We start from the raw sequence: 26111 nt of genomic DNA on the forward strand, positions 1-26111 counted from the left end.
CACCCGGCCTGAACCGTCCGCCCCCCGCGGGTGGGGCCCCGGGTCTCCCCGGCGCCCCTTCACCGGCCTACGGCGTGAACTGCGACGCCAGCCGCGCGGCCGAGGTCCCGATGCCCGTCGGGCCCCGGCCCAGCAACGGCGTCCCGCTGCCCGCGTGCACGTCCTCCGCGGCGTAACGCCGCACTTCCCGGTGCCAATGGAGGATCCCCGCCAGCCAGTCCTCCAGCTCCCGTACGTACGCCTCCATCGCGGCCCGCCCCTGCGCACCGAGCCCGAAGTCCTCGTAGAGCACCGGCAGTTCGTGCTCCTTGGCGTGCAGGAACTCGTTCAGCCGCCCGCGCATGAGGTCGTCGATCATGCCCACGGCGGTCGGATAGTCGATGTCGAAGAACTTCTGCACCACGAGGACGCCGTTGTGGACCTCTCCCTCGACCTCGATCTCCTTCTGGTACGAGAACAGGTCGTTGACGAGGCAGGCGTAGGTCGATGCCGACTTCTCCAGCCGGTTGACGGTCCCCGACCGGAAGATCCCGCGCGGGAGTTCATGGGCGTGCCGCAGGCGGCACAGCATCATCGTCAGGTCGGAGCCGAACGTGTTGTGCCGCATCTCCAGGTAGTCCACCGGATCGGGGACTCGGTGCTGCGCCTGGTTGTGCAGCTCCCACATCCAGCTGTCGAGCATCCGGTCCAGCGCTTCCCGCAGCTGCGCCCGCGCGCCCGGCCCCATCGGCGCGGTCGTACGGATCCACAGATCGGCGAGGGACCGCTCCATCGTCGTGAGGGCGATCGCCGCTCCCGCGGCCGGGTCGTCCACCGGCATGCACGCCTTGAGCCGCTCGGTGCACTCCTTCGCCCCCAGCAGGTCACGCGGCCGGCCGAACACCGCCGGGTAGTAGTCGTCGCCGAACGTGCCCCAGGTCAGCCACTCCGCGTTGAGCTCCAGCTCCTCCAGGGTCGCGTCCGGATCCAGCCCCGCCGAGCAGAGTGCGAGGTCGAACCCCTCCAGCATGGGGCGGTCCCAGATGTCGCCCAGGAGCCCCATCCGCTCGGCCCAGTCCACGGACCGCCGCTTCGCCTCCGCGTGGTGCGGGCTCAGCGTCAGGGGAAAGGGCAGGTCGAACGCGGGAAGGATCGACGGGCCGACCTTCTGGTGGGGGACATGGGTGAGGCTCCGCAGCCGGGCGGCCGCCGGGCGGCCGAAGACGTTCCTGATGTCCAGCGCCGAGGTGCCGAGCACCCCCGAGAGCCGCGACGGTCCGGTCTCCGCGCCCTCGTTCATGTACCGGCTGGACCGCATGTGCCACTCGTGGCCGCCCGACTGCCAGTCCTGCAAGCCCTTCGTATAGGCCGCCACCGCCGCGCACTCCGCCGGTGTGAGGCCCTTCTCCAGGGCGAGCGCCGGTACTTCGGTGAGCGCCGTGTTCTCGAACTGCTGGAGCCGCGAGGTCAGCAGGTCGTTGACGGCCTCGGCGGCTTCCTGGGTCGTACATCCGAGGAACTTCTCCAGGACCAGGACGCCGTTGCTGTTCTCCCCCTCGTCCTCGACCTCGCGCTGGTAGGAGAACAGGTCGTTGCGCAGGTGCACCGCGTCCGAGAACGTGTCCCGCAGCACGCAGAGCGGCCGGGAGTGCGCCACCTGCTCCGGCACCTCGGCGCCCGCCGCGTACTCGACGAGACCCGCCGACCACGGCGCCCCGCCGACCTTGCGGCGCATCTCGATGTATTCGACGGGGTTGGCGATCCGCCCCTCGTTGATGTTGTCGAGCTCCCACAACGATTCGTACAGCAGGTGCTCGGTGGCCTCGGCGAACCGTTCCCTCCACGCTGTCGACATGGACGGGACCGTTCGGGTCCACAGGTCCGCGAGGCCGGCCTCGACGGGGTTGGTCGGCTCGGGCATCGGAGCCGCCGCGTCCATCGGCATGAACAGCGGCAGACGGTCCAGATACGCCTTGCCGCCGGGCCGGTCCTGGGTGCGCTTGAAGACCTCGAGGAAGTGGTCGTCGAAGAAGAAGACCCACGTGTACCAGTCGGTGACCAGCGACAGCGCCTCGGCGTCGCAGTCCGGGTGGGTGTACGAGCACAGCAGCGCGTAGTCGTGGGACTCGAGGTCGTGCTCCTCCCAGACGCCGGAGCCCTCCAGCATCCCCATGGCCCGCGCCCACTCCCGGGTGTGCGAACGGGCCACCTCCACATGGGGATTGAGCCGCGCCGGATACGGGACGTAGAAATCCGGCAGAACGAAGGGCTGAGCCATGCGTGCGGGGCCTCTCGGTGAAAGCGGTCGATATCCGGCCCAGCATTACCCCTCACCCGTACGACCCACACAGAGCCCGGAATAGTCATATGAACGCCGAGAGGTGTCGCCGGAGCTCCTGTCCGGCGACACCCCCGGCCGTTCCCGTGCCACTCCGCTCAGGCGCGGGAAACCCGCACGTCAGCGGCGCGCACGAAGGCGACCCGGTGCCCGAACTGGATCTCGTAGTACTCCTCCTGGCCGCGCACGACCCGATGTCCCGTGGTATCGAACACCGGGGCGAAGTAGTACTCGCCCGGAGTACGGTCCCCCACCACGTACCGCTGCCCGGCCAGGAGCCTGTACGGCAGCGGCGACACCGCCTGGACGGGTACGCCGGCCGGGTATGCCGACGCCTCCGGATAGGCGCGTCCGTACACCGGGACCTCCGCGACTCCCGCCTTCGGGGTCAGCACCCAGCCGCGCGCGTTCACCGCTGTGGGCCGCGCTTTCGGGTTGTGGAACCAGGCCTTCTGCCCCAGGTACCAGATGGCCGTCCACTCCCCGCGGCGCTCCGCCACCGCGTACTGCTGGCCCGTCGAGGCCCGCGCGCCGGTGTCGTTCACACCGGTCGTCGAGTCCTGCCCGCCCGGCCGCAGACCGATGTCCCGCACCAGGGGGGACGCGTCGTCCGGCGCCGTGTGGAGCCGTACCGCGCCGCTGCCGTGCGGGGCGCACGCCTGACCTGCCGCTGTGCAGCCCGTGTACACCGGCCGGTGTACGGGATAGTCCGGCCGGATCGTCACCACCGCCGCACCCGGCCCGGCGGTCGGTGTGAACGGGCTGCCGAGCAGCCGGAAGTAGTGCGCCCAGTCCCAGTACGGACCCGGATCCGTGTGCATCCCCGCGATGGTCGAGGCGAGCGTTCCCGGGACGTTGTCGTGGCCGAGGATGTGCTGCCGGTCCAGCGGGATGCCGTACCGCCGGGCGAGATGGCGCACCAGACGCGCCGACGCCCGGTACATCGCCTCCGTGTACCAGGAGTCCGGGGCCGCGAGGAAGCCCTCGTGCTCCAGACCGACCGACTTGGCGTTCACGAACCAGTTGCCCGCGTGCCAGCCGACGTCCTTCAGCGGCAGATGCTGCGCGATGTGACCGTCCGAGGAGCGCAGCGAGTACTGCCAGGAGACGTAGGTGGGGTCCTGGACCAGCTTCAGCGTGACGTCCCACGTGGCCTCGGTGTCGTGCACGACGATGTAGTCGATCGACTGGGACGCGGGCCGCTCGGCCTTGTCGTGGTTGCCGTAGTCGCCGTCCCCGAACTCCTCGTAGGGAGCCGGGATCCACTCGCAGGCCACGGTCCGCGGGCACTCGGTCCGTCCGCTGTCCGCGGTCCGCAGGCCCAGCGACTCCACCTGCTCGGTGGCGGGCGCGATGTCCGGGTCGGCCGGGAGCCTGACCACCTGCCCGCTGTCCGTCGTACGGCTCTCACCGACTCGGATGACGTCGTACACGTCGTCGGCGTACGTCCTGGCCGTCGCGACGTCGTCCGCGCCGGAGTAGCGCGCCACCGCCCCGAACCAGTCCGCCGGGTCGGCGCTCGCGGGCCGCCCCGAGGCGCGCTGGGCCGCGGCGAGCAGCGCCGCCCCGCCCTCGATGTTCGCCGCCGTGCTCGTCCGCAGCTCCTCGGCCGAGATCCCGGACAGCGCGGCCGCCCGGTCCAGCGTCCGCAGCCGCGCCGGCAGATCGGCCGCCTTCGGCAACGCAGGGGCCGCGGCCGTGACCGTCCTGCGGCTACGGGAGCCGTCGCCGCGCGCGTCCTCCGTGCCGTGCGCGTGGTGCGGGGCCTCGGCGAGCGCGGTCACCGCGTCCGTCAGGTGCAGGGGGCCGTAGCCGCCGGTCACGCTCGGGGCACCGCCGTGCGTGTCCCACCGCGACTGGAGGTACGCCACGGCGAGCAGCACGCTCTCCGGCACCTCGTGCCGTGCGGCGGCCGCCGCGAACTGGCGCTGCAGCGCGCCCGCCCCGCCGTCCACCGCCTCCGGGGTTTCGGCGGTCGCCGGCGGGACGGCGCCGAGGAGCGGGAACAGCAGAGCGGCGGACGCCACGGCGCCCACCGCCCTCGGGACCCTCCTGCGCGATGCGGAACGGTGCAAGGCAACCTCCGGGAACGGGGTGACGAGGGTGCGTGCGGAGCCGAACCCGTACAGGGGTATCGGCTCCCGGACGATCCGTCAATCACGCCCCTCGGCACGGGATTTCCCATGTCAGCAGCACTGCCGCGCGCTTTCGCTCCGACGGGCCGCGGGCCTGCGGCCCGTCAGTGGAATGGACCAATGCCGCCCGCGGCGCCCGCGCCACGACGCATCTCCATCCGGGGGCCCTCGCTCCGGGAACGGCGACGCCCCGCCCGCCCCGGTGTGTCGGCACCGGGCGGGCGGGGCGTTCCCCCGTTTCGTCGATCGGCCTCCGCGCGTCTCAGCGCGTGCCGACCGCGGCGCGCACGGCCCGCCGGGCCATGGCGCAGTCGTCGTGCAGCCGCCGTAGCAGCAGCCGCTGCTCCTCACCCGGCGAGACCGCGCCGGAGGGAACGGGGACCGAACCGGCGGGCGGCGCCTCCTTGATGGTGCGCTGCACCGCCGTCTCGTACGTACGGATCTCCCGCGTCAGCACGATCATCAGGTTCACCAGGAAGGCGTCCCGGGACGCCGGCCCGGCCTGCTGCGCGAGCTGGCTGATCTGGCGGCGCGCCAGCGGAGCGTCCCCGAGCACCGCCCACATCGTCGCCAGGTCGTACCCCGGGAGGTACCAGCCCGCGTGCTCCCAGTCGACCAGGACCGGACCCGTGGGGGAGAGGAGGATGTTCGAGAGCAGGGCGTCGCCGTGGCAGAACTGGCCCATGCCCTGCCGGCCGCCCGCGTGGGCGAGGCCGTGGAGCAACTTCTGCAGGTCGTCGCGGTCACGGTCGGTGAACAGCCCGAGTTCGTGATAGCGCGCTATCCGCGAGGCGTAGTCGAGCGGGGCGTCGAAGGTGCCGGCCGGTGGACGCCAGGCGTTCAGCCGGGCGATCGCCCCGAGCGCCGCCCGGACGTCGGCGCGGGGCGGGGCCTCCACGGGGTGGCGTGTCAGCGCCGCCGCCCGACCGGGCGTCCGCTCGATGACCAGCGTGCAGTTCTCCGGATCCGCGGCGATCAGCCGCGGGGCGCGCACCGGTGGCCGGTGCCGGACGAAGGCGCGGTAGGACGCTATCTCGTGCTGGAACCGCTCGACCCAGGCCGGGGAGTGGTCCAGTAAACACTTCGCGACCGCCGTCGTCCGTCCCGTCGTCCCGACGATGAGGACCGAACGGCCGCTGCGCCGCAGCACCTGCACGGGGTTGAACTCCGGGCAGATCCGGTGGACGGAGGCGATGGCCATCCGCACCTGGGCCCCCTGGGGGCCGGACAGATCGATTCTTCCGCTGGGCGCGGGGGTCACGCCCCCGGCCCAGCGCCGTGGCCGGACCGCCGGGGCCGCGGGGGCGAGGTACGGTCCGCCACCGGTCGGCAAGGAGCGGTGCTGCGGCCGGGGCGGGGCGGACACGGAGGACGATGCTGTGTACATGGAGGAGACAGATCCCTTCGTGCGCCGACGAGTTGCGTGCGTCGCCCCGCCCGACCTCCGGGCCGCACCCTGGGGAATGAGGGCCGGCTGCCGGGGCGGGGTGGCGCTTTCCTACCTGACACCGGGGCGCGGGTGGCGGAACATCGGGCGCACCCTGGCGAACCCTGGCGAATAGTCGCCAGCCCTATGACACGGGGTTAGTGTCAACTCAGCCGAGAACCTGGGGGCTTTGACGTGACCGGACAGACCAACACCCGCCTGGCAGACCTCTTCGGCCTGACCGGCTGGTCCAAGGGCGAACTCGCGAGACTCGTGAACCGGCAGGCGGCGGCCATGGGCCACCCCCAACTGGCGACCGACACCTCGCGGGTGCGGCGCTGGATCGACATGGGGGAGACCCCGCGCGATCCCGTCCCCCGGGTGCTGGCTGCACTGTTCACCGAGCGACTCGGCCGTGTCGTGACCATCGAGGACCTCGGGTTCGTACGACGCGGGCGTGCCGGGAAACGGCAGAACGTCAGGAACACCGACAACCCTGACGCGCTGCCCTGGGCGCCCGAACGTACGGCGGCGGTCCTCACCGAATTCACGGGAATGGACCTCATGCTCAACCGACGCGGCCTGGTGGGCGCGGGCGCCGCGCTCGCGGCAGGCTCCGCACTCAGCAACGCCATGCACGACTGGCTGCACACCGACCCCTCACGGAACCAAGGGCCCGCCCGGGCCGCCGATCCCCTCCACGCCGAACCCGCCGGGTTCGACCGCTACGAAGCGGCCCCCATCGGGTCGGAGGAGATCGAGGCGCTGGAACGCTCGGTGGAGGTGTTCCGCGCCTGGGACGCCTCCCGTGGCGGCGGCCTCCAGCGCAAGGCCGTGGTGGGACAGCTCAACGAAGTGGGCGGCATGCTCGCCTACCACCACCCCGACCACCTCCAGCGGCGCCTGTGGGGCGTCGCCGCCAACCTGGCGGTCCTCGCCGGCTGGATGTCCCACGACGTGGGCCTGGAACCCACCGCGCAGAAGTACTTCGTGATCGCCGCGCACGCGGCGCGCGAGGGCGGCGACCGGCCCCGCGCCGGCGAGGCGCTCTCCCGCGCCGCCCGGCAGATGGTCCACCTGGGCCGGCCGGACGACGCCCTGGACCTGATGAAGCTCGCCAGGTCCGGCTCCGGTGAGGAGGTCCTGCCCCGCACACAGGCGATGCTGCACACCATCGAGGCCTGGGCGCAGGCGTCGATGGGCAAGGGCCAGGCCATGCGGCGGACCCTCGGCGAGGCGGAGGAGCTGTTCGTCTCGGACCGGAGGAACGTCGAGCCGCCGAGCTGGATGCAGAACTTCGACGAGGCGGACATGCACGGCATGCAGGCCCTCGCCTACCGCACGCTCGCCGAACACGATCCGGCCGCCGCGGTCCCGGCCCAGCGTCACGCCAAGCTGGCGCTGGAGCTCCGCCGCAGTGGCCACAACCGTTCGAAGCTCTTCGACTACATCTCGCTCGCCTCGGCCTGCTTCATCGCCGACGATCCCGAACAGGCCGACCGCTACGCACGGTTGGCGCTGGTGTCGATGGGGGACACGTCCTCGCACCGCACCTGGGACCGGCTGCGCGAGATGTACCGGCTGACCGGGCAGTACGCGGGCTACGCCAGGATCGAGGACCTCCGCGAGGAGATCGCCCTCGCCCTGCCCAAGCCCGCGGCGAGGCGCCCGAGGGTCGGCGGCATCTGAGGACCGACGACGCCAGAGGACCGACGACGCCAGAGGACCGGCGGCCGTCCGCACCGGGCGGGGGCACCGCCCGCGGCGCTCGCTGTTTCCCGTACGTACGAGAAGGGGCACACCGGACCTGCCGGTATGCCCTCCAGGGCGCCGTCACGCGCCCCTGACCGAGACCGACGCACGCCGCCGATACGGTCCACCGGCTGACCCGGACCGAGCCTGCCGGCCCGGGCCGCCCCCCTCCGTGTCCTACCGTCCGACGTGGACCACCATCACGCAGGCGTCGTCCTCGCGAGGCGCCTCGCCGAACTCCTCGACCACCGCCCGTACACAGTCCTGCGCGTCCCGGGCCCCGGCCAGCCGTGGCGCGAGGGAGAGGAGACGCCGCGTACCCGAATCGTCCTGGGCGCCGCCCGTCCCACGGGTCAGCCCGTCCGTGTGCAGCACCAGCAAGTCCCCCGGGAGGAGCCGGACGTCGGCCTCCTCGTACGCGGCCCCGGCCGTCGCTCCGAGGAGCACGCCGTCCGGCCTGGTCAGGGCGCGTCCCGTCCCGTCGCGGAAGAGCAGCGGGGCGGGGTGACCCGCCTGCGCCCAGGAGAGCGTCTGGGTCGCCGGGTCGTAGCGGCAGCACATCGCGCTGCCCAGCGCCGGCTGCGCGGCGGTCTCGAGGAGCTGGTTGAGATGGCCCATCAGGGCGCCGGGCCGGATGCCGGCCACGGCCATGCCGCGCAGCGCGCCGAGGAGCATGGCCATCGAGGAGGTGGCGGAGACGCCGTGCCCCGTCAGGTCGCCGACCGTCAGCAGGGCGTCCCCGTCGGGGAGGGCGAGCGCGTCGTACCAGTCGCCGCCGATCAGCCCGGTCGAGGCGGCGGGCAGATAGTGGCCGGCGACGTCGAGCGGAGCGCCCGGGCCGCCGTGGGCGAAGCGGAGCGAACCGCGCCAGGGCGGCAGGACCGCCTCCTGCAGTTCGACGGCGACCCGGCGTTCGGTGCGCTCGACGTGGCGGCGGTGCTGCAGGGAGTCGCGGGACTCGCGCACCGCGCGCTCGCTGCGGCGCAGCTCGCTGACGTCGCGTAAGACGGCCCACATCGAGGCGGTGCACCCGTCGGCGTCGAGGACGGGCTCGCCCGTCATGTGGAGTGTGCGGACCCGCCCGTCGGTGCGGACGATCCGGAACTCGCCGTCGATCGGCTTCCCGTCGATCAGGCAGTCCGTCACCATCGCCTGGAGGACGGGCTGGTCCTCGGCGAACACCATCGACGGAAGCTCGTCGAGGGACATCGGCCCGTTCTCCGGAGCGCGACCGAAGATCTGGAACAGCTCCTCGGACCAGCTGACCTCGTCGGTCAGCAGATTCCACTCGGCGCTGCCGACCCGGCTCAGCAGGGAGCCGGTGCGCGCCGGGGCCGGGCCGCCGTACGCGGCGCCGGGCTCGGGGACGACCGCCGGGACGGCATCGACCCGCGGGAGCCGATCGGGGCTCTCCGCGCTCGCCGGCTCCAGGGCGGGCGGCGCGGACGGCTCGCCCGGCATCCCCACCTTGAGCTGGCTCAAGTGCGCGCCCAAGTCGTCGAGTTGATGGACGGCGAGATCGCACAGGGCGCGCTGCCAGCGGTTCTTCGGATCGTCCTCGTCCAGGACCGCGTCCCGGCGCACGGCGTCCACGTCACCGCGCAGACGGCGGGTCTGCGAGATCAACGCGTCCACCATGCCGGGCTCCGGCGGCTGGGCGGGACGGTCCGCGAACAGATGGGACGGCATGTCGTACTCCGATACAGGCGCGGCGCGGCCGAGTGTGGAAAACAAGGCCCGGATACGACTGTTGCACAGGGCGAGACAGGCCGTAAGGGATTTGGCAACACTCGATCCGGTGGTGCTTCTGACATATGCCTACGGCCCGCCGATTATCGGCCACCCGTGCTCGGGTTACGGTGCTGCTGTGGTGAGCGACGCGGTGGACACGGTGGGAACGGCGGTACTGCTGGCGGCGGCGCCGGCGGGGCGCGGACGGGCGATGGACGCGGCGTCCGTCCTGCCGGCGCTGGCGGCGGTGCCGCCCAGCGTGCTGACCGGCACGCCGGCGGCGACGGTCGTCGAACTGGCCGATCCGCTGGACCCGCAGACCGTGCTGACCCGGCTGCGCGCGGCGGCGGCGACGCCGGGACCGCTGGCGGTCTACCTCGCGGGCCAGCTCCATCTGGACCGCCGCCAGCACCTGCCCCACCTGGCACTCGCCCGCACCACCACGACCACGCTGCGGTACACCGGCCTGCCGTGGCACTGGCTGGCGGGCGAACTCGCCGTCCGTGCGCCGGGAACGACGACGGTGGTGGCCGACCTGGTCGCGGAGGCGGAGCTCTGGCAGCGCCTGACCGCCGCCCCCGGCCTCCTCTTCCTGGGGTCCGGCCCGCTGCTGTACGGCCGCGTCGCCCCGGCACCCCGGCGCGGTGAACCGGCGACGCCGGAGTACCTCCGTACGTTCGCCACCGTCTGGCGCTCGGGCGCCCGCCCCTCGCTCGCCGACCTCCACCGACGCGCGGCGGAGGCCGTCGCCGACGAAGGCGGCGGCCAGGCCCTGCTGCTGACCCCTGAGCCCCACCCGCAGGGACCGGTCGTGACGCCCGGCCCGGCAGCTTCGCCGGTGGTATGTCATGCGCCGGCTCCCGTGGTGACGCCCGGCCCGGCAGTTTCGCCGGCGCCGACCTTGGCTTTCGCGCGGGGCTCGGCGCAGGGGCAGGCGCAGGGACCGGTCCCGGCGGCCGGCCCGGGGCCGCTTCCCGATGCGCCCCCCTTCCAGGGCGGGCAGAGCGCCGTGTCCGGTGGGGCGGCCGGTGTGCCGCCCGTGTCGGCCGGCCGGACGATGCGGCTCACCACCGCCCGCGTGAAGGAGGCGCCGGCAGCCGGCCGGCCACCGGCCACGGGGCCCGCCACGGCGAACCCCGCGCCCCTGACCGCGCCCGCCGTCGCCGACGTGGTGGCGGCCGGGGGGAGCGCGGTGGTCGCGCACCCGGCCGACGGCGCACCCGCGCCCGCGGAGGCGCACGCCGTCGCCGACGTGGTGGCGGCCGGGGGGAGCGCGGTGGTCGCGCACCCGGCCGACGGCGCACCCGCGCCCGCGGAGGCGCACGCCCCCGGCGTCGAGGAGGCCGCGGACCACCGCGGAACCGGCCGTGCGCCGGCCGGTTCGGGGCGGGGCGCCGACGGCGGGGCGCCCGCAGGGAACGGGACCGTGCCCGCTTCGTCCGCCCCGGCCCACGACCCCCATCGCGAGATCCTGGCCGCCGCGCAGGCGGGCCGGCACGGGGAGGCCATCGCGGTGGCCGCGGCCTGGGAGAGGGAGGCGTTGCGGAGGCACGGCGCCCGCTCGCAGGAGGCCGTGCACTGGATGGAGGTGCGCGCCGACCTCGCCCGGCTGGCAGGGGACCCGGCCCGCAGCTGCGAACTGTGGATCTCCGCCGCGCAGGCCCGACTCGGACTGCGCCAGGGGCCCGGCGACCCCGATGTCGAAGGCGCCGTCGACCGCGCCCACCACCAGTGGGAGCAGATCGAGGACCCCGCCCGCGCGGGTGAACTGGGCCCCGTCCTCTACGCGTTGCGCCGACAGGTGCCGGGCCGCCAGCCCGGGGCGCTGGCCGCACTGCGGCGCCGGATGCGCTGACCCGCCGTACCCCCGAAGCCGCCGCCCGGGGTGGGGCGCGGCAGGAGGGAGGGCAGTGTCATGATCGGAGTATGGCCACCTCTTCCGCCCCGGCCGCGGGCGACCGAGCCGATCGGACGGCGTTCACCACGGAACGCCTGCTGCTGCGGCCCGTACGGACGGGCGACGTACCGGCCGTCACGCGCCTGTGGACCGATCCGCTGGTCCGCCACCACCTGGGAGGGCCGGTCGCCGACCAGGTCGTACGCATCCGGCAGCGGCGGATCGTCGGCGCACCCGGCGTCCACGCCGTGGTCCGGTCGTCGGACGGGGCGCTGCTCGGGCTCGTGACCCTGGAGCCGGACGCCCGGGACGGGGAGACCGAGGTCTCCTACCAGTTCCTGCCCGAGTACTGGGGACACGGCTACGCCCGCGAGGCCGTCGGCGCCGCCGTCGACCGCGCCCTGGAGAGCGCGCCGAGCGTCGTCGCGGTGACCCAGGAGGCGAACGACCGCTCCCGGCGGCTCCTGGAGGGGATCGGCATGACCCACGCCGCGTCCTTCGTGGAGTTCGACGCCCACCAGGTCCTCTACCGGAAGCGCCCCGGCCCCGCCTGAGCCACCACCCACCGCCTGTCACTCGGCACCGCCACCGATCCGGCGGCCCCGGTGCCGCTCCCCGCCGCGACGTCAGAACCGCGCGTGCGTGGTGATGTCCGACTCGAACTGCGTGATCATCTCCGGCGTCACGGTCGGCCGGCACTCGGCGATGGCCGCAAGGTAGTCCGCGGTCGTCGCGCCCGGCACCCGTTCGTCGGCACCGCCGCGCGCTCCGACGGCGACCAGGTCGCGCTCGAAGGAGTTCTGGGCGGCGATCCGGGCCGCGTGCTCGATGTCGGCGGGCGTGAACAACTCGCTCGCCACCACGAGTTCGTCGACGTCCACATCGGTCCTGCCGTCGGTGTAGCGCCCCCAGATCGCGGCGCGGGCCGCCTTGTCCGGCGTACCGATCGGGATGAGGTAGTCGAACCGGCCCGGGCGGAGGAAGGCGGGGTCGAGGGAGCGGATCGAGTTGGTGGCGCACACCAGGAGCCGTTCGTCCCGTTCCCGGAAGCCGGGGATGAGCTTGAGCAGTTCGTTGGTGACTCCGTGCATCCCGCCGGGCTGCGCGGGTTCCTGGCGGACCGGGGCGATCTCCTCCACCTCGTCGATGAAGACCAGGACCCGCTCCAGCTCCGCGATCCGGGCGAAGGCGTCCCGCAGCGCCGCCGCGAGATTGCCCTCGTCGGCGAGGCGCGACGGCAGGATCTCCACGAAGGGCCAGCCGAGCCGGGAGGCGATCCCGCGTGCGAACGTCGTCTTCCCGGTCCCCGGGGGACCGAAGAGGCCCACGGCGCGCGGCGGACGCACGCCGTGCCGCGCCGCGCGCTCCGGCTCGGCGAGGGGCAGCACGACCCGCCGTTCGATCAGGTCCTTCTCGCGCTCCATGCCGGCCACCTTGGCCCACAGATCGCCGGGGAGGAGCCGTCCGCCGAGGTCGTCCAGGAGATTGGCGGCGGGCCCGTGCAGCGGCTCGACCTTCTCGAAGTAGGCCACGGCGGGCTGGCGGGTGTAGCCGGCGTTGAGGAGACCCTCGCCGAGCAGGTCCTCCTCGGGCAGGACGTACGCGATGCGTCCCACCCGCGCGGCGACGAGCCGCCGCTCCAGCTCGACCAGCAGCGCGCTGGCGAGTCCGCGGCCGCGCCACGCGGAGGCGATGGCGATCCGCATCACCCAGGCCCGCTCGCCCGCCACGCAGGCCAGGGCCGCCCCGATGGGCACGCCCTGGTGGACGGCGACGACGGCGGGCTGGCGGGAGGTCAGGGCGCCGATGCACTCGGCGAGGGAGAAGACGGACTCCTGCCCGAGCTCGGCCGTGGTGTCGATCAGGTGGACGACCGCGGCGAGATCGCTCTCGCGGTAGTCATGGATGAGCCAGTTCACCGGTACCGCCCCTCGTTCGTACTGATGCGGCGAGGCTAGGGGCGGCCGGGGACCCCGGTCGTGCGCCGGAGTGCACAAGGCGGCCGCGGCGAATGCTACGAACCGTCACTGGTCTGTGGGGGCCGGTCTCGGCCTGCACCCGGGACGCGCGAGCCTCACGGAGGGGGGGGTGGGGACCGTCCGGGGAGCCGGGCGCGGAGCCGGACGGGCACGCACGAAGCCCCCGGAAGGAACCTTCCGGGGGCTTCTGGGTGCGACGTCGACCGGACCGTCGGCGCTACCTTCAGTACGCGGGCGCGAGCTTCGGGTTCGGGCCGTGGGCGTTCTCGGTCTGGTTGCCCTCACTCGCGTAGAAGACGATGAGGATGATCGCGCCGACGAGCGGGATCAGACCGATGAGGATCCACCAACCGGAGCGGCCCGTGTCGTGCAGGCGGCGGATCGAGACGGCGAGCGTCGGGATCAGCACGGCCAGCGAGTAGATCAGGCTGAGCAGCTGGATTCCCAGCATGCTGTCGATGATGGTGAGCACGATGCTGATGAGCACGCTGAAGAGCGTGAACATCCAGAATTCCTTACGGCGCGCCCGGCCGCTGAATACGGCGTACTTCTTGAGAACGTCGAGGTACCAGTTCACTTCGTCCCCCCAAGGACTGGGATGTGAGCGGGAGCCTGTCCCTGTGGAGCAAGCTTACGCAGAACTTATGTGGCTGAAACGGCGTGGGTCAATTCGTTACCTGGGAAGGGGTGTTGGGCGGGGATCTGTCTGGATTTGCGCCCTGTGGGCGGGCATACGGAGAACGGCGTCGCATCCATGGGATGCGACGCCGTCCGGGGGAGGTCAGGAACTCCTCACGTCCTTCTCTTGCTCATGAGCAGACCGCCCGCCGTGAGCGCGAAGAGGCACACGCACGCGCCGGTGATGACATTGCTGAGGATCGCGCCGGTGCCTGCGTCCCTTGCGACCACCCACGGAGAGATGATCAGCCAGGCGCCCATCAACAGAACGGCGAGATTGAGGTCTCCCGTTCGCTCCGGGGCGATCGACATGCACAGGCCGACGACCGCCAGGGCGATTCCGACGATCAGGTTGCTGATGGCGAGATCCGGGGTCGCGGCTGCGAAGTGGACCGTGTACGGGGAGATCGCGGCCCATACGCCGGCCAGGATCACCAGTTCCTCGACCGCCGTGACGCCGCGGGTCTGCAGCATCCGGGAGTAGCGGTCCCGCATTTCCGGTGCGTCGGGGTGGCCCCGCATATCACCGGGGCGGTGAGAGACGTCAGACATACGACTCGCCTCCTTCTGGCGTCATGCACGTCCGACCATGCTGTGCGGCAACGTACCGCGCTTTCATTGTGCTCTTATCTGGGCTTTATGTGTAGGTCTGTCCGATAGGGATCTGTACAGAAATGAGCCGGGGGATGTGCGGGGATCCACCAAGAAAGTGACCGCTCAGTGAATGACCGCCGAAAGGTTGCGAAAACCTCCGGAGAGCTCTATAAGCGGCGTCGGCGGTCTACCGGCTGTAAGGGCGCGTCATGATCTCCGGATTGTGCCCGTCTGGGTCGGCGATTGCGGGACGGGCCTACCGGAGGCGACGCCGAACGCACGGGCACCCTTCCACGCCCTCCGCGGGGACGTCCGTTTCGACGTCCGCCGCGGCGGCCTTCGGGCGTAGCCTGGAAGTGGACTCGGGGTTGCTCCACGTCCACCGCCGGGAGGCGGATGACCATGACCGGAATCATGTCCAGGAGCTTCGACTCCGCAGACGAGACCCGCCCCTTCGAGGGCGGCATGGGCAGGCTGGACCTACTCACCACCGATCAGGGACCGGTGGGCCGTGCCGTGTTCGAGCCCGGCTGGCAGTGGACCAAGCACGTGAAGCCGATCGCCGGCACCGACACCTGCCAGGCGTCCCACGTCGGATACGTGGCGAGCGGCCGGATGAAGATCGTCATGGACGACGGCGAGACCGGGGAAGTGGGCCCGGGAGAGTACTTCACGGTCACCCCCGGGCATGACGCCTGGGTCCTCGGCGACGAAGCGTGCGTGGTCCTGGACTGGGCGGGCTTCGGCGACTACGCCGTGCGCAAGGACGGCTGACACCCGACGGCGCCGCCCCCCTTCCCCTCCGCCCGTACCGCGGGTCTCCCCCCGGGCGTCGTGCCGTCCGTCGGTGCGGCCTTCCCCGCCCCTCCCGTCTCCGAACGCGTGGTGTCCGGCCGGCGACGGCCTCAGGACGCGTGCCCGAACCGCACTCCCTCCCACGGCAGTCCCGCGGGCAGCGTGTCCGGGCCGCGCCCGTCGAGGGTGCGCGGCGCCGCCGACTCGATCACCGGCCTCACACCCTCGACCCGCGCCAGCCACTCGGCCAGGGTGTCCCGCAGCCCGTCCGCGACCACCCGGTGCGAGGTCAGGCCCACGAGGTTCTCGAGTTCGTAGGGGTCGGCGGCCAGGTCGTACAACTCCGTCTCCCGATACCGGTCGGCCTCCGCGTGGCGCCAGGGGTCGACGCCGGGCGGCGCCGTCACCACGTACTTCCACCGGTCGGTACGGACCGCACGGCCCACCTGGTCCTCACTGATCTGAACGAGGACCGACCACGGTCGCTCCGGATCGGTCCCGCCCCCGATCAGGGGCAGCAGGGACCGGCCCTGCACACTGTCCGGCACCGCGAGCCCCGCGGCCTCGACGAGCGTCGGCATCAGGTCGACCGTGCCGACCGGCTGCCGGATCAGCCCGCCGCCGCGGAAACGGGGCCCCGTCATCGCGAACGGCACCCGCACCGACGCCTCGTGCGCGGAACGCTTGTACTCGCCGTTGCGGGTACGGAAGTGCGAACCGTGATCGGCCGTCCAGGCCAGGATCGTGTCCTTCTCGATCCCCAGGCTGCGCAGCGTGTCGCGCAGCCGGCCCACGCCTTCGTCCACCCGCTTGATCTGCCCGAGATAGCCGCCGAGATGGCGGTGGGCGCCTCCCTGCGGAGCGCCCGGGCTGAGCGCCGCCAGATCCGGCGGCAGCCAACGCCCCTCGTACCGCTCCCGGTACCCGACCGGCGCCGGATAGTCGTCGGTCGGGTTCTGGTGGTGCGGCTCGAGGAGTGAGAGGAACAGCAGGAACGGGCGGTCGTGGTGGTCGGCGACGAACCGGATCGCCGCGTCGACCAGCGCGTCCGAGCGGTAGCCCGGCAGCCGGACCGGCTCGCCCTCCTCGTCGTACACGACCGTGCGGTAGGCGTCCGAGGTGAACTCCAGCCGGTCGGAGGAGAGCCACCTCCGGTAGCCGCCGCGCCGCTCGGCCGGCACGGGCCCGTCCGGGTGCTCCTCGCCCGCGAGGTGCCACTTGCCGATGTAACCGGTGACGTACCCGGCCTCGGCGAAGACCCCCGCGAGCGTGGGGACGTCGGCGGGCAGCGGCAGACCGTTGCGGAACACCCCCGTCCGCGTCGGATAGCAACCGGTCTGGAGCGAGGAACGAGCGGGCGCGCAGACGGGATTGGGGGTGATCGCCTGCTCGACCAGCGTGCCCTCGCGGGCCATCCGGTCGAATTCCGGGGTCACCCCCGCCGGATTGCCGTGCGCGCCGGTGGTGTCCCACCGCTGCTGGTCGGTGAGGACGACGATCACATGGGGCGGGGCGCTCGGGTGCACCGGGGGAGTCCCTTCGACGGGTCGGACAGATCGGAGGACGACGGCGTAGGAGGGCGGGCGGGGGATTATTCTCGCAGCGGAAGTAATGTCGCCGCCAGAGGCGGTCGACGACCGCGCCGCGCAGAGAGGCCTCCGATGGCGACGACCCCGCACGGCGCGCAGGGAGCGGGCCACGCCCCGGAGAGAGCGGGCGGTGGCGGGCGCGGCGCTGGCGAAGGTCCCAGGAGTACGGGTAAGGGCCGGCCGAAGACGGGCGATGGCCGCCGGGAGGCCAACGCGGCCGCCGTGCTCCGGGCCGTCCTCGACCACGGTCCGGTCTCCCGCGGAGCCATCGCGCGGCTCTCCGGGCTCAGTCCGGCCGCCGTCTCCCGGCAGGCCACCGACCTCGCCCGCCTCGGGCTGCTGCGCGGACGGCCCGACCTGTGGGAGGGCGGCACCGTCGGCCGCCCCCAGATCCCGGTGGACCTGCACCTGGGTGAGGTCGGCGGCCCGGTCGCCGGTGGCGTCCACATCGGGGTCCCCGGATCGACCTTCGGCCTGGTCGACCTGCGCGGCCGGGTCCTCGCCCGCCGCGCCCTTCCGCACGACGGCACCGACCCCCGCGAGCTGCCTGCCCGGATCGCCCGCGCACTGGGCGCCTTCCTCGCGGACCACACCGAGGGACGGCCCCTCCTCGGGATCGGCGCGGCCCTCGGCGGCTGGGTCGACCCTTCCAGCGGTGTGGTCGTGCGTCACGACGCACTGGGCTGGCAGGGGCGGCCGCTCGCGGCCGAACTCGCCACGGGGGTGGCCGGGTTCACGACGAGGGCGAGCGGGAGCGCCGCCGCCCTGGGAGGGCTTACGGGGAGGAGCGGGAGCGGCATTGGGCTGGACGGGTTCACGGCAGGGACGAGCGGGAGCGCCGCCGGACTGGACGGGTTCACGGCAGGGACGAGCGGGGGCGGCGCGGGGCTGGGCGGGCTCACCGCAGGGCCCGGTGGTCCAGCCGTGCGGATCGACAACCACGCGCGGGCCATCGCCCAGTCCGAGATCCTCTTCGGCAGGCCCGCCGCCCGGCGCAGCCTCGTCCATCTCTTCGTCGGCACGGTCGTGGACGCGGCCGTCGGCATCGCCGGGGTCGTCCACCAGGGCCCCGGATCGGCCGCCGGAGACGTCTCCCACCTCCTCGTACCGGAGTCCACGGCACCCTGCCAATGCGGCCGTTCGGGATGCCTGGAGGCGACCGCATCGGACACGGCGCTGGGACAGGAGGCACGGCGCCGCGGGATCGTGCCCGAGCCCGACGTCTTCCTCGTCGTGGACGCCGCCGCGGCGGGCGACCGGCGGGCGGACCTGCTGCTGCGCGAGCGAGCCCGCGCCGTGGGGCGGGCCGCGGCCCTGCTGCTCGACGTCCTCAACCCGGACCTGCTCGTCGTGACCGAGTACGCCAGCGGCCTCGAACCGGCCTACCTGGACGAGATCAGGTGCGCGGCCCTCGCGTTCTCGCACGGGTGCGACGACCCCGAACGCATCGTCAGCCCCCACGCGGGACCGGCCGTGCTGCCGGTCGCGGCGGGCACCGTCCTGCTGAGCACCCTCTTCAAGAGCCCCTTCGGGCACGCGGGGCCCTCGCCCACGAGGAGCGGGGAGTGAGGAAGGGGAGCGGGCTCCGGCATGCGTTGTCAGTGGCCCCTGACAGGATGCCGCCATGAGTGATCTCCGCACACCGCCCACCCGCACCGAGCCGCCCCGCCATGCCGACGAGCGGGCCACGCTCACCGCGATGCTCCAGTTCCAGCGCGACACCCTGGCGCTCAAGTGCGTGGGACTGACGCCGGAACAGCTCAAGGACCGGGCGATAGCACCCTCCGGTCTGTCGCTCCTCGGCCTGGTGCGGCACGCGGCCGAGGTCGAGCGGGGCTGGTTCCGGAACGTGATCAACGGCGAGCGGAGCACCAGCCGGTGGACGGCGGCCGGGTCGACCGACTGGGCGGACTTCGACGTCGACGACGCGGATGTCGACGAGGCCTTCGCCGTGTGGAAGGAGGAGTGCGCCCGCGCCCGGGCCGTCGTGGACGCGGCCGAGTCGCTGGACCTCTGCGGCAGCATCGGCGACGACACGTACTCCCTGCGGTATGTGATCGCTCACATGATCGAGGAGTACGCCCGGCACAACGGCCACGCCGACCTGCTGCGCGAGCGCATCGACGGCACGACCGGCGAGTGAGGACCTCCCCCGACGTGTCGTATATCCGCTGATCACGGGGTCGTTGCCCTGTTATCGTCGCCCGCATGCCCGAACTGATCGCTCCCACGGCACGCCTGCACACCTCCTGGCTCGAAGCCCACGAGGAGTGGACCCCGGGTGCGCGGCAGGACGGCGGAGGCATGCGCCTGGCGGGGAAGGACGTCCTCGCGAACCCCGACGTGTTCGCCGGCTGGGTGCGACGGTTGCGCGAACAGTCCGACCCGGCGCGACCCCTCGCCGAGGGCTGGGTCCGTGCGACGCACTGGTGGATCGTGGAGGACGACGCCTATCTCGGCGCCATCGACCTGCGCCATGCGCTCAACGACTTCCTGCTGCGGGCCGGCGGCCACGTCGGCTACAGCATCCGCCCCTCCGCACGGCGCCGGGGCCTGGCGACCTGGGCGCTGGGCGCGGTCCTCCCCGAGGCGCGCGCCCTGGGCATCGAGCGGCTCCTTGTGACCTGCGACGACGACAACATCGCGTCCGCGCGCACGATCGAGCGTAACGGCGGTGTGCTGGAGGACGTACGGCAGACGGAGATCGGCCTCAAGCGGCGCTACTGGATCACCCTGTGAGCGGTGCTGAGGCGGAGGAGGCGGGGGAGGTCGCGGAGGCGGTCGCCGCCGAGCTGCGCCTCATGGACCCGGCCGTCCGCGCCTCCCGTCGGCTCGCCGCGGAACTCCTCGACCCCGACTTCGTCGAGATCGGCTCCTCCGGCCGCCGCTGGACCTACGAGACCATGCTCGCCGCCCTCCCCGCCCTGCCCGGCGCGTCGACGGACACCCCGCGCTACGAACCCTCCGCCATGACCGGCGTCGCCCTCGCACCCGGCCTGGTCCACCTGACCTACGAGACGGTGATCGACGGACGTCGGGCGCGCCGAAGTTCCCTGTGGCGCCGCGGCGATGACCGCGCCGGTCACGGATGGCGGATGTACTACCACCAGGCGACACCCGTCCCGGACCCGCCCGAGGAGGCGTAGCCGGAACCGCACGCCGGGTCCTACCGGACCGCCGGGGTGGCCGGCCTCCGCCAGGGGCACCGTGCCGACCGGCCCCGCGGCCGGATCGGACTTTCGAAAACCGCCCCAGGCCTCGTCAGGCGTAAGCGTCGGTCATGCAGTCCGTGGCGTAGTCGCCCCGCTCGTACTCGCAGCGCAGGGCCGCCGCGGCCCGGGAGCGGGGGACGTCCACCTGGCCGAAGTGGTCCTCGGCCACCCGGATCACGTCCTCCACCGTCACGATGGCCGGTTCGCCGGGGCCGGCCGCTTCGCGGGCGGTGGCGAGGGCCAGGTCGGCCGCGCGAAGCAGGGCGCGGGCGGATCTGCGCTCGTCCACCGCACGTGCCCGCCGGGGCGACAGCGGCTGCACGGCGCGGCCCTTCCTGAGCACGCCCGCCGCGATCAGGGCCGCACCGCCGGCCAGGATCAGAACACCGATCGCCGTGTCAGCGCTCATGGCCACGACCCGCCCCCGCTCTCGTCGTATCGCTCGCACCCGGTCTACCCGAGAGGGGCGCGCGGCACACGAAGGAGCGCCTTGACACGCTAAGTTACACGTGTCACTTTGACGTGCGACTCCCATACCCGCCGCCCCGGCCAGGAAGGCTCACCATGTCCGCCCCGACTTCCCCGCCAGCCCCCTCCTCGCGGAGGGCGGACGCCGAAGCCGTCGTCGTCGCCACCACCCGCGGCCCCGTACGCGGCGAGCGCCGCGCCGACGACTGCCTCCGCTTCCTGGGCATCCCGTACGCGCAACCCCCTGTGGGGGAGCTGCGGTTCGCGGCGCCCGTGCCGCCTGAGCCCTGGACCGAGCCCCTCGACGCCACCGCCTACGGTCCGACGGCCCAGCGCCGCCCCTTCGCCGAGGTCACCACCATCCCCGAGCCGTCCGTCCCCGGTGCCGGCGTGCTCAATCTGAACGTCTTCACCCCCGCCACCGATCCGGCGGCCGCCCTGCCGGTCCTCGTGTGGATCCACGGCGGGGGTTACGTCGCCGGTTCGGCGGCCAGCCCCTGGTACGACGGCGCCTCCTTCAACCGCGACGGCGTCGTCCTGGTCTCTCTCGGCTACCGTCTCGGCATCGAGGGGTTCCTCCACCTCGACGGCGCACCGGACAACCGAGGCGTGCGCGACTGGATCGCCGCCCTCGCATGGGTCAGGGACAACATCGCCCGCTTCGGGGGCGATCCGGCCAAGGTGACCATCGCCGGACAGTCGGCGGGCGGCGGCGCGGTGCAGACGCTGCTGGCCGTCCCGGCGGCCCGCGGACTGTTCCGGTCGGCGATCTCCGTCTCCGGCGCGGTGCTGCGGCCGGACGGGCCCGAGGTCGCCCGGGCCGCCTCCCGGCTCTTCACCGACCGGACCGGCGTCCCCGCCACCGCCGCGGCGCTGCGGGACCTCGGCGACGACGAACTCCTGGCCCTCCAGGACCGGCTGGGGGAGCCGGGCCCCGACCGCGCCGGACTGCCGCCGCTGCTGTCGCTGGCCCCCTTCGCGGACGGGGAGCTGATCCCCGTTCCGGTCGCCGACGCGCTGGCCACCGGCGAAGCGGGCGCCGACGTCCCGCTGATGCTGGGCTTCACCGCGCACGAGTTCAACGCCTTCCCCGCGCCCGGCCCGGACGGACCGCCCGTACCCGTCCTCCTGGGCTCACTGGGCCTGGACGCGACCCGGGTGGACCGCTTCACCGCCGCCTACGCCACGGAAGCCCCGGACCGGCTCTTCGGCCAGGCCCTGACCGACGCCACCTTCCGCGCCCCGTCCCTGGCCGTCGCCGACGCCCGCGCGGAGCGCGAACACCCCACATGGTTCTACGAGTTCCGATGGGAGTCACCGGTGAACGGTTCGGCTTTCCACTGCCTCGACCTGCCGTTCGCGTTCGACCTGCTCGCCGCCGAGGGCGTCACGGCGGCGGCCGGAGAGGCGCCCCCTCAGGCGCTGGCCGACGCGATGCACCGTGCCTGGGTCGCCTTCGTACGGGACCAGGACCCGGGCGAGGAGTGGCCGCGCTACACGGCGGACGCCCGGGCCACGATGCTGTGGGGCGCGCAGCCGCGCATCGAGACCGACCCTTTGGGCCGGGTCCGCGAGATCTGGCTGGCCTGACGGTCGAACGGTTCCGGGAAACCCGGCGGCCGCGCCCACGATGCCGAAGCAGCACCGAGGGCGGTCGCGGGGCTTCGAGGTTCGTCGGTCGCGCGTCGTGTCAGACCTGAGTGCGACACTGCGATCCATGTCTCTCGCTGATCTCGGTCTCGACCAGTGGCGGTCCTTCGAGCTGCCTGCCGCACGTCGCGTCGCCCAGGAGGCCGCCCACCAGGTGGGTGGCCGCGTGACCGTCGTGGAAACCGTCGAGCATCTCGGTGCTCCGCTGCACCGGGTTCGCATCGAGCGCGATGGGCAGGAGTTCGCCCTGATACCCGGCGGCGCGGTCACGCTCGGACTCGACCTCGACGTCTGGCAGCCGACGCCTGAGCAGGCCGCCGACTATGCCGAGAGCCTGGAACAGGGGTTCGGCTACGGCCCCGATCTGCGGACCCACCTCGCACGGGTACTGAGCCCCCGCCGGAGCGTCGTCTTGCCTACGGTGCTGATGGCCGTGGAGGACGAGAATCTGACCGACCTGCCTGCCGACATGCCGACCGTCCTTGCGGCCCGTGGCCTACGGATGCCAAGTTCCGACGAATGGGAGCACGCCTGCGGAGCCGGCGCGGACACTCTCTTCCGGTGGGGCGACGACTGCCCCCTCGACCGCATTCCCTACGGCGACCGCACCGGCCCGCACGAGCAGCTGAGCGCCTTCGGCCTGCGCATCGCCTACGACACCTACCGCACGGAACTGTCGAGCGACGTCACTGCCGCCCATGGCGGTGACGGTGGCGAGTCGGTGTGCGGGGGGTACGGCCATGTGCTGGCGTGGCTGCCCCTGGCGACCGCCAACCGCAACCCCTCCATGGCCGAGTTCGTGTACGGCCCGGACGGTGACGACCTCTACGAGGACTTCTCCACCCGACCGGTGCTCACGCTCTGACCTCTGGAGGCTCGTGCCGCCATCGCCCCGTCCTGCGTGCGGGGCGGGGCGGGGCGGCACGCCGTCCTTACCGGCCGTGGCCGGCGCTCCCGGCTGGCCGGCCGCTGCCGGACCGACGCCCGACCAGGAAGCCATCCGGCAGGCGTTCAGCGGACCTGCATCGAGTGTCGGGGCTCTCGGTGATGGTTACCGGTCGCAGCAGTAGCATCTGCCGCATGCATCCTGGATCTCCGCTGAGCCCTCGGGGCCTGCTGCCGCCGGGTCGGATGGTCACGTCGGATGAAGGGGGCGGAGACGTACAGCCCCTGTGGCTCAGTGAGGGGCCGGCCACGGCTGAGCTGTGGACGCGGATGCACGCCGAACACCCGCGCTCCGGCCTGTGGCCGCTGCTGCTCGACGCACTGGATCCGAACGACGGCGCATGTCGCCCGTGGGGATCCGGGGAGCTCTTCCCCGACCAGATGTCCTCCCCGGCCGGCCACGACCCTGTCGGCCTCCTCGCAGGGTGGTGGGCGACCTACACGGCCGTCGACGAAGAAGGCGACATCCTTGGCACCGACGGGCGCCTCGCCGTCACGGCGCCCTTCGGGCAGGTCTGGCCCGGCCCCGCGCTCAGCAGGAAGACTGCAACGAGTCCGGAGCGATTGGCCTCCGAGTTCGCCCAGGCATTCCTCGCCGACCGCGCACAGGTACGACTGGGGCTGGTCGCCGCAGAGTCCGGTGCGGAAGCGTTGACGGCCGTGGGTTGGGCCGGGCCTTGCAACTACGACAACGACACGGCGAAGTTCTCCGCGGTCATCCGGGATTGGGAGCACCGGTTCGGCGCCCGTGTCGTCGCGGTCGGGTTCTCCACGTTGCACCTCAGTGTCGCTGCGCCACCGGTGAGCGAGCGTGAGGCTCTGTTGGTTGCGGCCGAGCACTTCGGGTTCTGCCCGGACAACATCTGGCAGGGCAGCAGACCGTACACACTGACTGCGTACGCCGACCGGATCATCGGCGCCCACCGTTGGGACTTCTGGTGGGACTGACCCTGCCCGGAGAACGGCGGGTCGAGGACTGCGCGCATGCCCGAGCAAAAGCACTCGGGGGCCTCTGTCGGTGACCAGGTAGCCTTCGTCGACCGCGTGGTGTCGATGGACATCGCCGTGATGCCGGCCGGTGCCAGGACGGGGAAGCCTGAGTTCATGAGAGACGTCGTTTTCACCCGCCAGAGCGGCTGGATCCCGAACGTGATCCGCGAGGACGGCGAGCTGAAGCTGATGCTCGGTGCGGGGGCCGACGCCAACCACGAGCCTCGCACGTTCACGTTCCCGATCAGCGAAGCGCATCTTCGGGTGATCCGGGAGGACTTGGCTCGACACCTGCTGCTGTGGAGCGCGGTCCTTCCGCTGTGCGACGCCGCCGGAACCCGGGGCCGGCTCGACGAGAACGCTGCCGTCGCGCTCCTGGACCCGATCCTCCTCGCCGCGCCCGCGGACGTCGACGCGCTCTTCCAGCGCATCGGGTGGGACAGGAGCCGGCTCGTCGCCCACGGCGCCGACATCGCGCTGCTGGAGCGCGGCCAGGTCTGCGCGGCGATGCGCACGGCCACAGAGACGTCAGATGGGAAACGAGCGCAGGAGTACCAGGCGAACCGCCGTCGCGCCGAGCGCGGAGCAGTGCTCGGTCCGCTCGACGCCGCGATCCTGAGATACACGGGCCAGTATCTGCACGGCGCGACGATCCCGCGGCGGATACCCGATGCCGTCGCCCCCGCGCTGCTGCCCGAGGTCACGCGGGTGATCGCCACCGCGGAGCAGGCCTGCGCCGGGATGCGGATCGGCCGCGACCCGCGACGGGGAAAACGCGCCACGGACAAGTGCGACTGGGATCGGATGAAGACGACGGTCGAAGCGGCCGTGCGCCGTGCACACCCTGAGCTCGTCGATGACGCGGTGCGTACCGTCAGCTTCCTGATGTGCTCGGAGGCCGCGGAGCGCTCCAGGAACACACCCATGGAGGACGACGAGGAGGCTGCCGACCACCGCGCCGAATCCGGCGGAAGTGCGCGGAAGACCGCCCTGTCCTTCACCGACGACAAGGGCGTCGAGAAGAAGTGGCTACGGGACGGCCCCCGCACGGCCGCCGCCGAGTTCTGGGAGTTCGTCGGCGACCGCTCTGCCGCGGACAACGAAGTGTTCACCATCGAGGACGAGGAGAGGGGCGAAGGGATCCAGCTCCACTTCTACGCCGACTCCATCGCCCGGATCACGACCCTGCGCGAGAGGAAAGGCGGGTCCGAACCGGAGTACCAGGTCGAGTACAGCCTGGTCGACGGGATCGGCGGATACCGGAACCTGGTGAGCGCCTTCGTCCGCGGCGGCTGCGCCGCACTCGACCAGCACGGCCCCTGGATGTCGGACGTCGCTGATTTCGAGCGCGCGCGTCGGCGGCGCAACGCCCGGTAGTCCCAGCGGGAGCCCGCGCACGCGTCCGTACACCTCGTCGAACCCGGCAGGTTCAGTGAGATACAACGGTTGCATGACGGTCTTCTCCTGCGCGAAGTGCGGTGCCGAACTCACCCCGGACCTGCAGAAGCTGCATGGCGTCCCGGACATCTCGCTACGCGACACGGACCGGCACGGCGATACGCGGCTCGCGCCTTCGACAGTCCCGCGAGGCAGCTACGCCATCGACCCCGAACCCTGGGGCGCCCCCTTCGTGGCCCCAGTCCCCCGGGCGGTGTCCGCACCTGCGAACCGGGCTCTTCTGATGCCGCCCGCCATGACCGACATGGTGCCCGCCGGCCCCCGGGACTCTGTCATCGTGCACCCGGAGGACGCGCCGAGCCTGCGGCTGGCCGGCTCTCTGGGTATGCACCACGGTTGTTGCGGACCTCTCGGAACGGGAGGCCTCAACATGACGTGCGTGTGCGGGGCGGGCGTGGCCACGCTTGCCGCGGACTGCATGGGGCCGCACGAACTCCATCTGGATCCGCTTCGGACGTACGCGTTCAGGCCCGACACATCCCTGTGATCATGAAT

22 protein-coding genes are annotated in these 26111 nt (G+C 72.5%); 13 read left to right on the forward strand and 9 right to left on the reverse strand.

Going from position 1 to position 26111, the window contains the following annotated elements; all coding sequences use genetic code 11:
• Window positions 1-67: 67 nt before the first annotated feature.
• The 3 genes from ACZ6RC_RS17585 to ACZ6RC_RS17595 all read right to left on the reverse strand — a co-directional run bounded on the left by ACZ6RC_RS17585 (window position 68) and on the right by ACZ6RC_RS17595 (window position 5839).
• Entirely contained in the window at window positions 68-2257 is a 2190-nt protein-coding gene (locus tag ACZ6RC_RS17585; RefSeq protein ID WP_469583866.1) for a terpene synthase family protein, read from the reverse strand.
• Between the two features lie 158 nt (window positions 2258-2415).
• Complete coding sequence (locus ACZ6RC_RS17590; RefSeq protein WP_469583869.1) at window positions 2416-4353, reverse strand: N-acetylmuramoyl-L-alanine amidase; 1938 nt, start codon at window positions 4351-4353, stop codon at window positions 2416-2418.
• Between the two features lie 361 nt (window positions 4354-4714).
• Window positions 4715-5839, reverse strand: coding sequence for an aminoglycoside phosphotransferase family protein (locus tag ACZ6RC_RS17595; RefSeq protein ID WP_391137244.1), 1125 nt, complete (start codon window positions 5837-5839; stop codon window positions 4715-4717).
• A gap of 234 nt (window positions 5840-6073) precedes the next feature.
• Between ACZ6RC_RS17595 and ACZ6RC_RS17600 the strand changes: the two genes are divergently transcribed.
• Entirely contained in the window at window positions 6074-7567 is a 1494-nt protein-coding gene (locus ACZ6RC_RS17600; RefSeq protein WP_391137241.1) for a DNA-binding protein NsdB, read from the forward strand.
• Window positions 7568-7807: 240 nt separating this feature from the next.
• Here the strand turns inward: ACZ6RC_RS17600 and ACZ6RC_RS17605 are convergent, their stop codons facing one another.
• Window positions 7808-9319 (reverse strand): PP2C family protein-serine/threonine phosphatase, encoded by a 1512-nt coding sequence (locus tag ACZ6RC_RS17605; RefSeq protein WP_453616880.1) that lies wholly within the window; start codon window positions 9317-9319, stop codon window positions 7808-7810.
• A 178-nt stretch (window positions 9320-9497) separates the two neighbouring features.
• On the opposite strand from ACZ6RC_RS17605, the gene ACZ6RC_RS17610 reads away from it, so the two are divergent.
• Together ACZ6RC_RS17610 and ACZ6RC_RS17615 are read left to right on the forward strand one after the other, a co-directional pair.
• On the forward strand, window positions 9498-11216 hold the full coding sequence (locus tag ACZ6RC_RS17610) for a hypothetical protein (protein ID WP_469583872.1): 1719 nt from the start codon (window positions 9498-9500) through the stop codon (window positions 11214-11216).
• A gap of 71 nt (window positions 11217-11287) precedes the next feature.
• Window positions 11288-11812 carry a GNAT family N-acetyltransferase gene (locus ACZ6RC_RS17615; RefSeq protein ID WP_469583875.1) on the forward strand — a complete coding sequence of 175 codons (525 nt, stop codon included), beginning with the start codon at window positions 11288-11290 and terminating at the stop codon, window positions 11810-11812.
• A gap of 72 nt (window positions 11813-11884) precedes the next feature.
• Here the strand turns inward: ACZ6RC_RS17615 and ACZ6RC_RS17620 are convergent, their stop codons facing one another.
• From ACZ6RC_RS17620 to ACZ6RC_RS17630, 3 genes are all read right to left on the reverse strand, one after another.
• Window positions 11885-13177 carry an ATP-binding protein gene (locus ACZ6RC_RS17620; protein WP_453616872.1) on the reverse strand — a complete coding sequence of 431 codons (1293 nt, stop codon included), beginning with the start codon at window positions 13175-13177 and terminating at the stop codon, window positions 11885-11887.
• A 283-nt stretch (window positions 13178-13460) separates the two neighbouring features.
• Window positions 13461-13814, reverse strand: a complete 354-nt coding sequence (locus ACZ6RC_RS17625) for a DUF805 domain-containing protein (protein WP_391137226.1) — start codon at window positions 13812-13814, stop codon at window positions 13461-13463.
• Window positions 13815-14029: 215 nt separating this feature from the next.
• A complete protein-coding gene (locus tag ACZ6RC_RS17630) occupies window positions 14030-14467 on the reverse strand; it encodes an SPW repeat protein (RefSeq protein ID WP_391137224.1) in 438 nt (145 codons plus the stop codon).
• Between the two features lie 444 nt (window positions 14468-14911).
• Here ACZ6RC_RS17630 and ACZ6RC_RS17635 point away from each other — a divergent pair, with 444 nt between their 5' ends.
• A complete protein-coding gene (locus tag ACZ6RC_RS17635; RefSeq protein ID WP_391137221.1) occupies window positions 14912-15283 on the forward strand; it encodes a cupin domain-containing protein in 372 nt (123 codons plus the stop codon).
• Window positions 15284-15414: 131 nt separating this feature from the next.
• Here the strand turns inward: ACZ6RC_RS17635 and ACZ6RC_RS17640 are convergent, their stop codons facing one another.
• Window positions 15415-16830: a sulfatase-like hydrolase/transferase gene (locus tag ACZ6RC_RS17640; protein ID WP_391137218.1), complete on the reverse strand. Its 1416-nt coding sequence runs from the start codon at window positions 16828-16830 to the stop codon at window positions 15415-15417.
• A gap of 285 nt (window positions 16831-17115) precedes the next feature.
• On the opposite strand from ACZ6RC_RS17640, the gene ACZ6RC_RS17645 reads away from it, so the two are divergent.
• The 4 genes from ACZ6RC_RS17645 (at window position 17116) to ACZ6RC_RS17660 (ending at window position 20039) form a co-directional block, all read left to right on the forward strand.
• Complete coding sequence (locus tag ACZ6RC_RS17645; protein ID WP_469583881.1) at window positions 17116-18462, forward strand: ROK family protein; 1347 nt, start codon at window positions 17116-17118, stop codon at window positions 18460-18462.
• 55 nt (window positions 18463-18517) lie between these two features.
• Complete coding sequence (locus ACZ6RC_RS17650; protein ID WP_469583884.1) at window positions 18518-19036, forward strand: DinB family protein; 519 nt, start codon at window positions 18518-18520, stop codon at window positions 19034-19036.
• A 65-nt stretch (window positions 19037-19101) separates the two neighbouring features.
• Window positions 19102-19632 (forward strand): GNAT family N-acetyltransferase, encoded by a 531-nt coding sequence (locus ACZ6RC_RS17655; RefSeq protein WP_391137208.1) that lies wholly within the window; start codon window positions 19102-19104, stop codon window positions 19630-19632.
• On the forward strand, window positions 19629-20039 hold the full coding sequence (locus tag ACZ6RC_RS17660; protein WP_469583888.1) for a nuclear transport factor 2 family protein: 411 nt from the start codon (window positions 19629-19631) through the stop codon (window positions 20037-20039). Before ACZ6RC_RS17655 ends, ACZ6RC_RS17660 begins: the two co-directional genes overlap by 4 nt.
• A 115-nt stretch (window positions 20040-20154) precedes the next feature.
• Here the strand turns inward: ACZ6RC_RS17660 and ACZ6RC_RS17665 are convergent, their stop codons facing one another.
• Entirely contained in the window at window positions 20155-20514 is a 360-nt protein-coding gene (locus ACZ6RC_RS17665) for a hypothetical protein (protein ID WP_391137202.1), read from the reverse strand.
• A 155-nt stretch (window positions 20515-20669) separates the two neighbouring features.
• Here ACZ6RC_RS17665 and ACZ6RC_RS17670 point away from each other — a divergent pair, with 155 nt between their 5' ends.
• The 5 genes from ACZ6RC_RS17670 to ACZ6RC_RS17690 all read left to right on the forward strand — a co-directional run bounded on the left by ACZ6RC_RS17670 (window position 20670) and on the right by ACZ6RC_RS17690 (window position 26103).
• Window positions 20670-22163, forward strand: a complete 1494-nt coding sequence (locus tag ACZ6RC_RS17670) for a carboxylesterase/lipase family protein (protein WP_469583892.1) — start codon at window positions 20670-20672, stop codon at window positions 22161-22163.
• A gap of 127 nt (window positions 22164-22290) precedes the next feature.
• On the forward strand, window positions 22291-23088 hold the full coding sequence (locus tag ACZ6RC_RS17675) for a hypothetical protein (RefSeq protein ID WP_469583895.1): 798 nt from the start codon (window positions 22291-22293) through the stop codon (window positions 23086-23088).
• A 350-nt stretch (window positions 23089-23438) separates the two neighbouring features.
• On the forward strand, window positions 23439-24116 hold the full coding sequence (locus ACZ6RC_RS17680; protein ID WP_469583898.1) for a DUF4253 domain-containing protein: 678 nt from the start codon (window positions 23439-23441) through the stop codon (window positions 24114-24116).
• Window positions 24117-24272: 156 nt separating this feature from the next.
• Window positions 24273-25535 carry a DUF6357 family protein gene (locus tag ACZ6RC_RS17685; protein ID WP_469583901.1) on the forward strand — a complete coding sequence of 421 codons (1263 nt, stop codon included), beginning with the start codon at window positions 24273-24275 and terminating at the stop codon, window positions 25533-25535.
• Between the two features lie 73 nt (window positions 25536-25608).
• The gene (locus ACZ6RC_RS17690) at window positions 25609-26103 is read left to right on the forward strand and encodes a hypothetical protein (protein WP_469583904.1); all 495 of its coding nucleotides are present in this window, start codon (window positions 25609-25611) and stop codon (window positions 26101-26103) included.
• Window positions 26104-26111: the final 8 nt, after the last annotated feature.

The organism is Streptomyces sp. NPDC048353 (assembly GCF_055587165.1).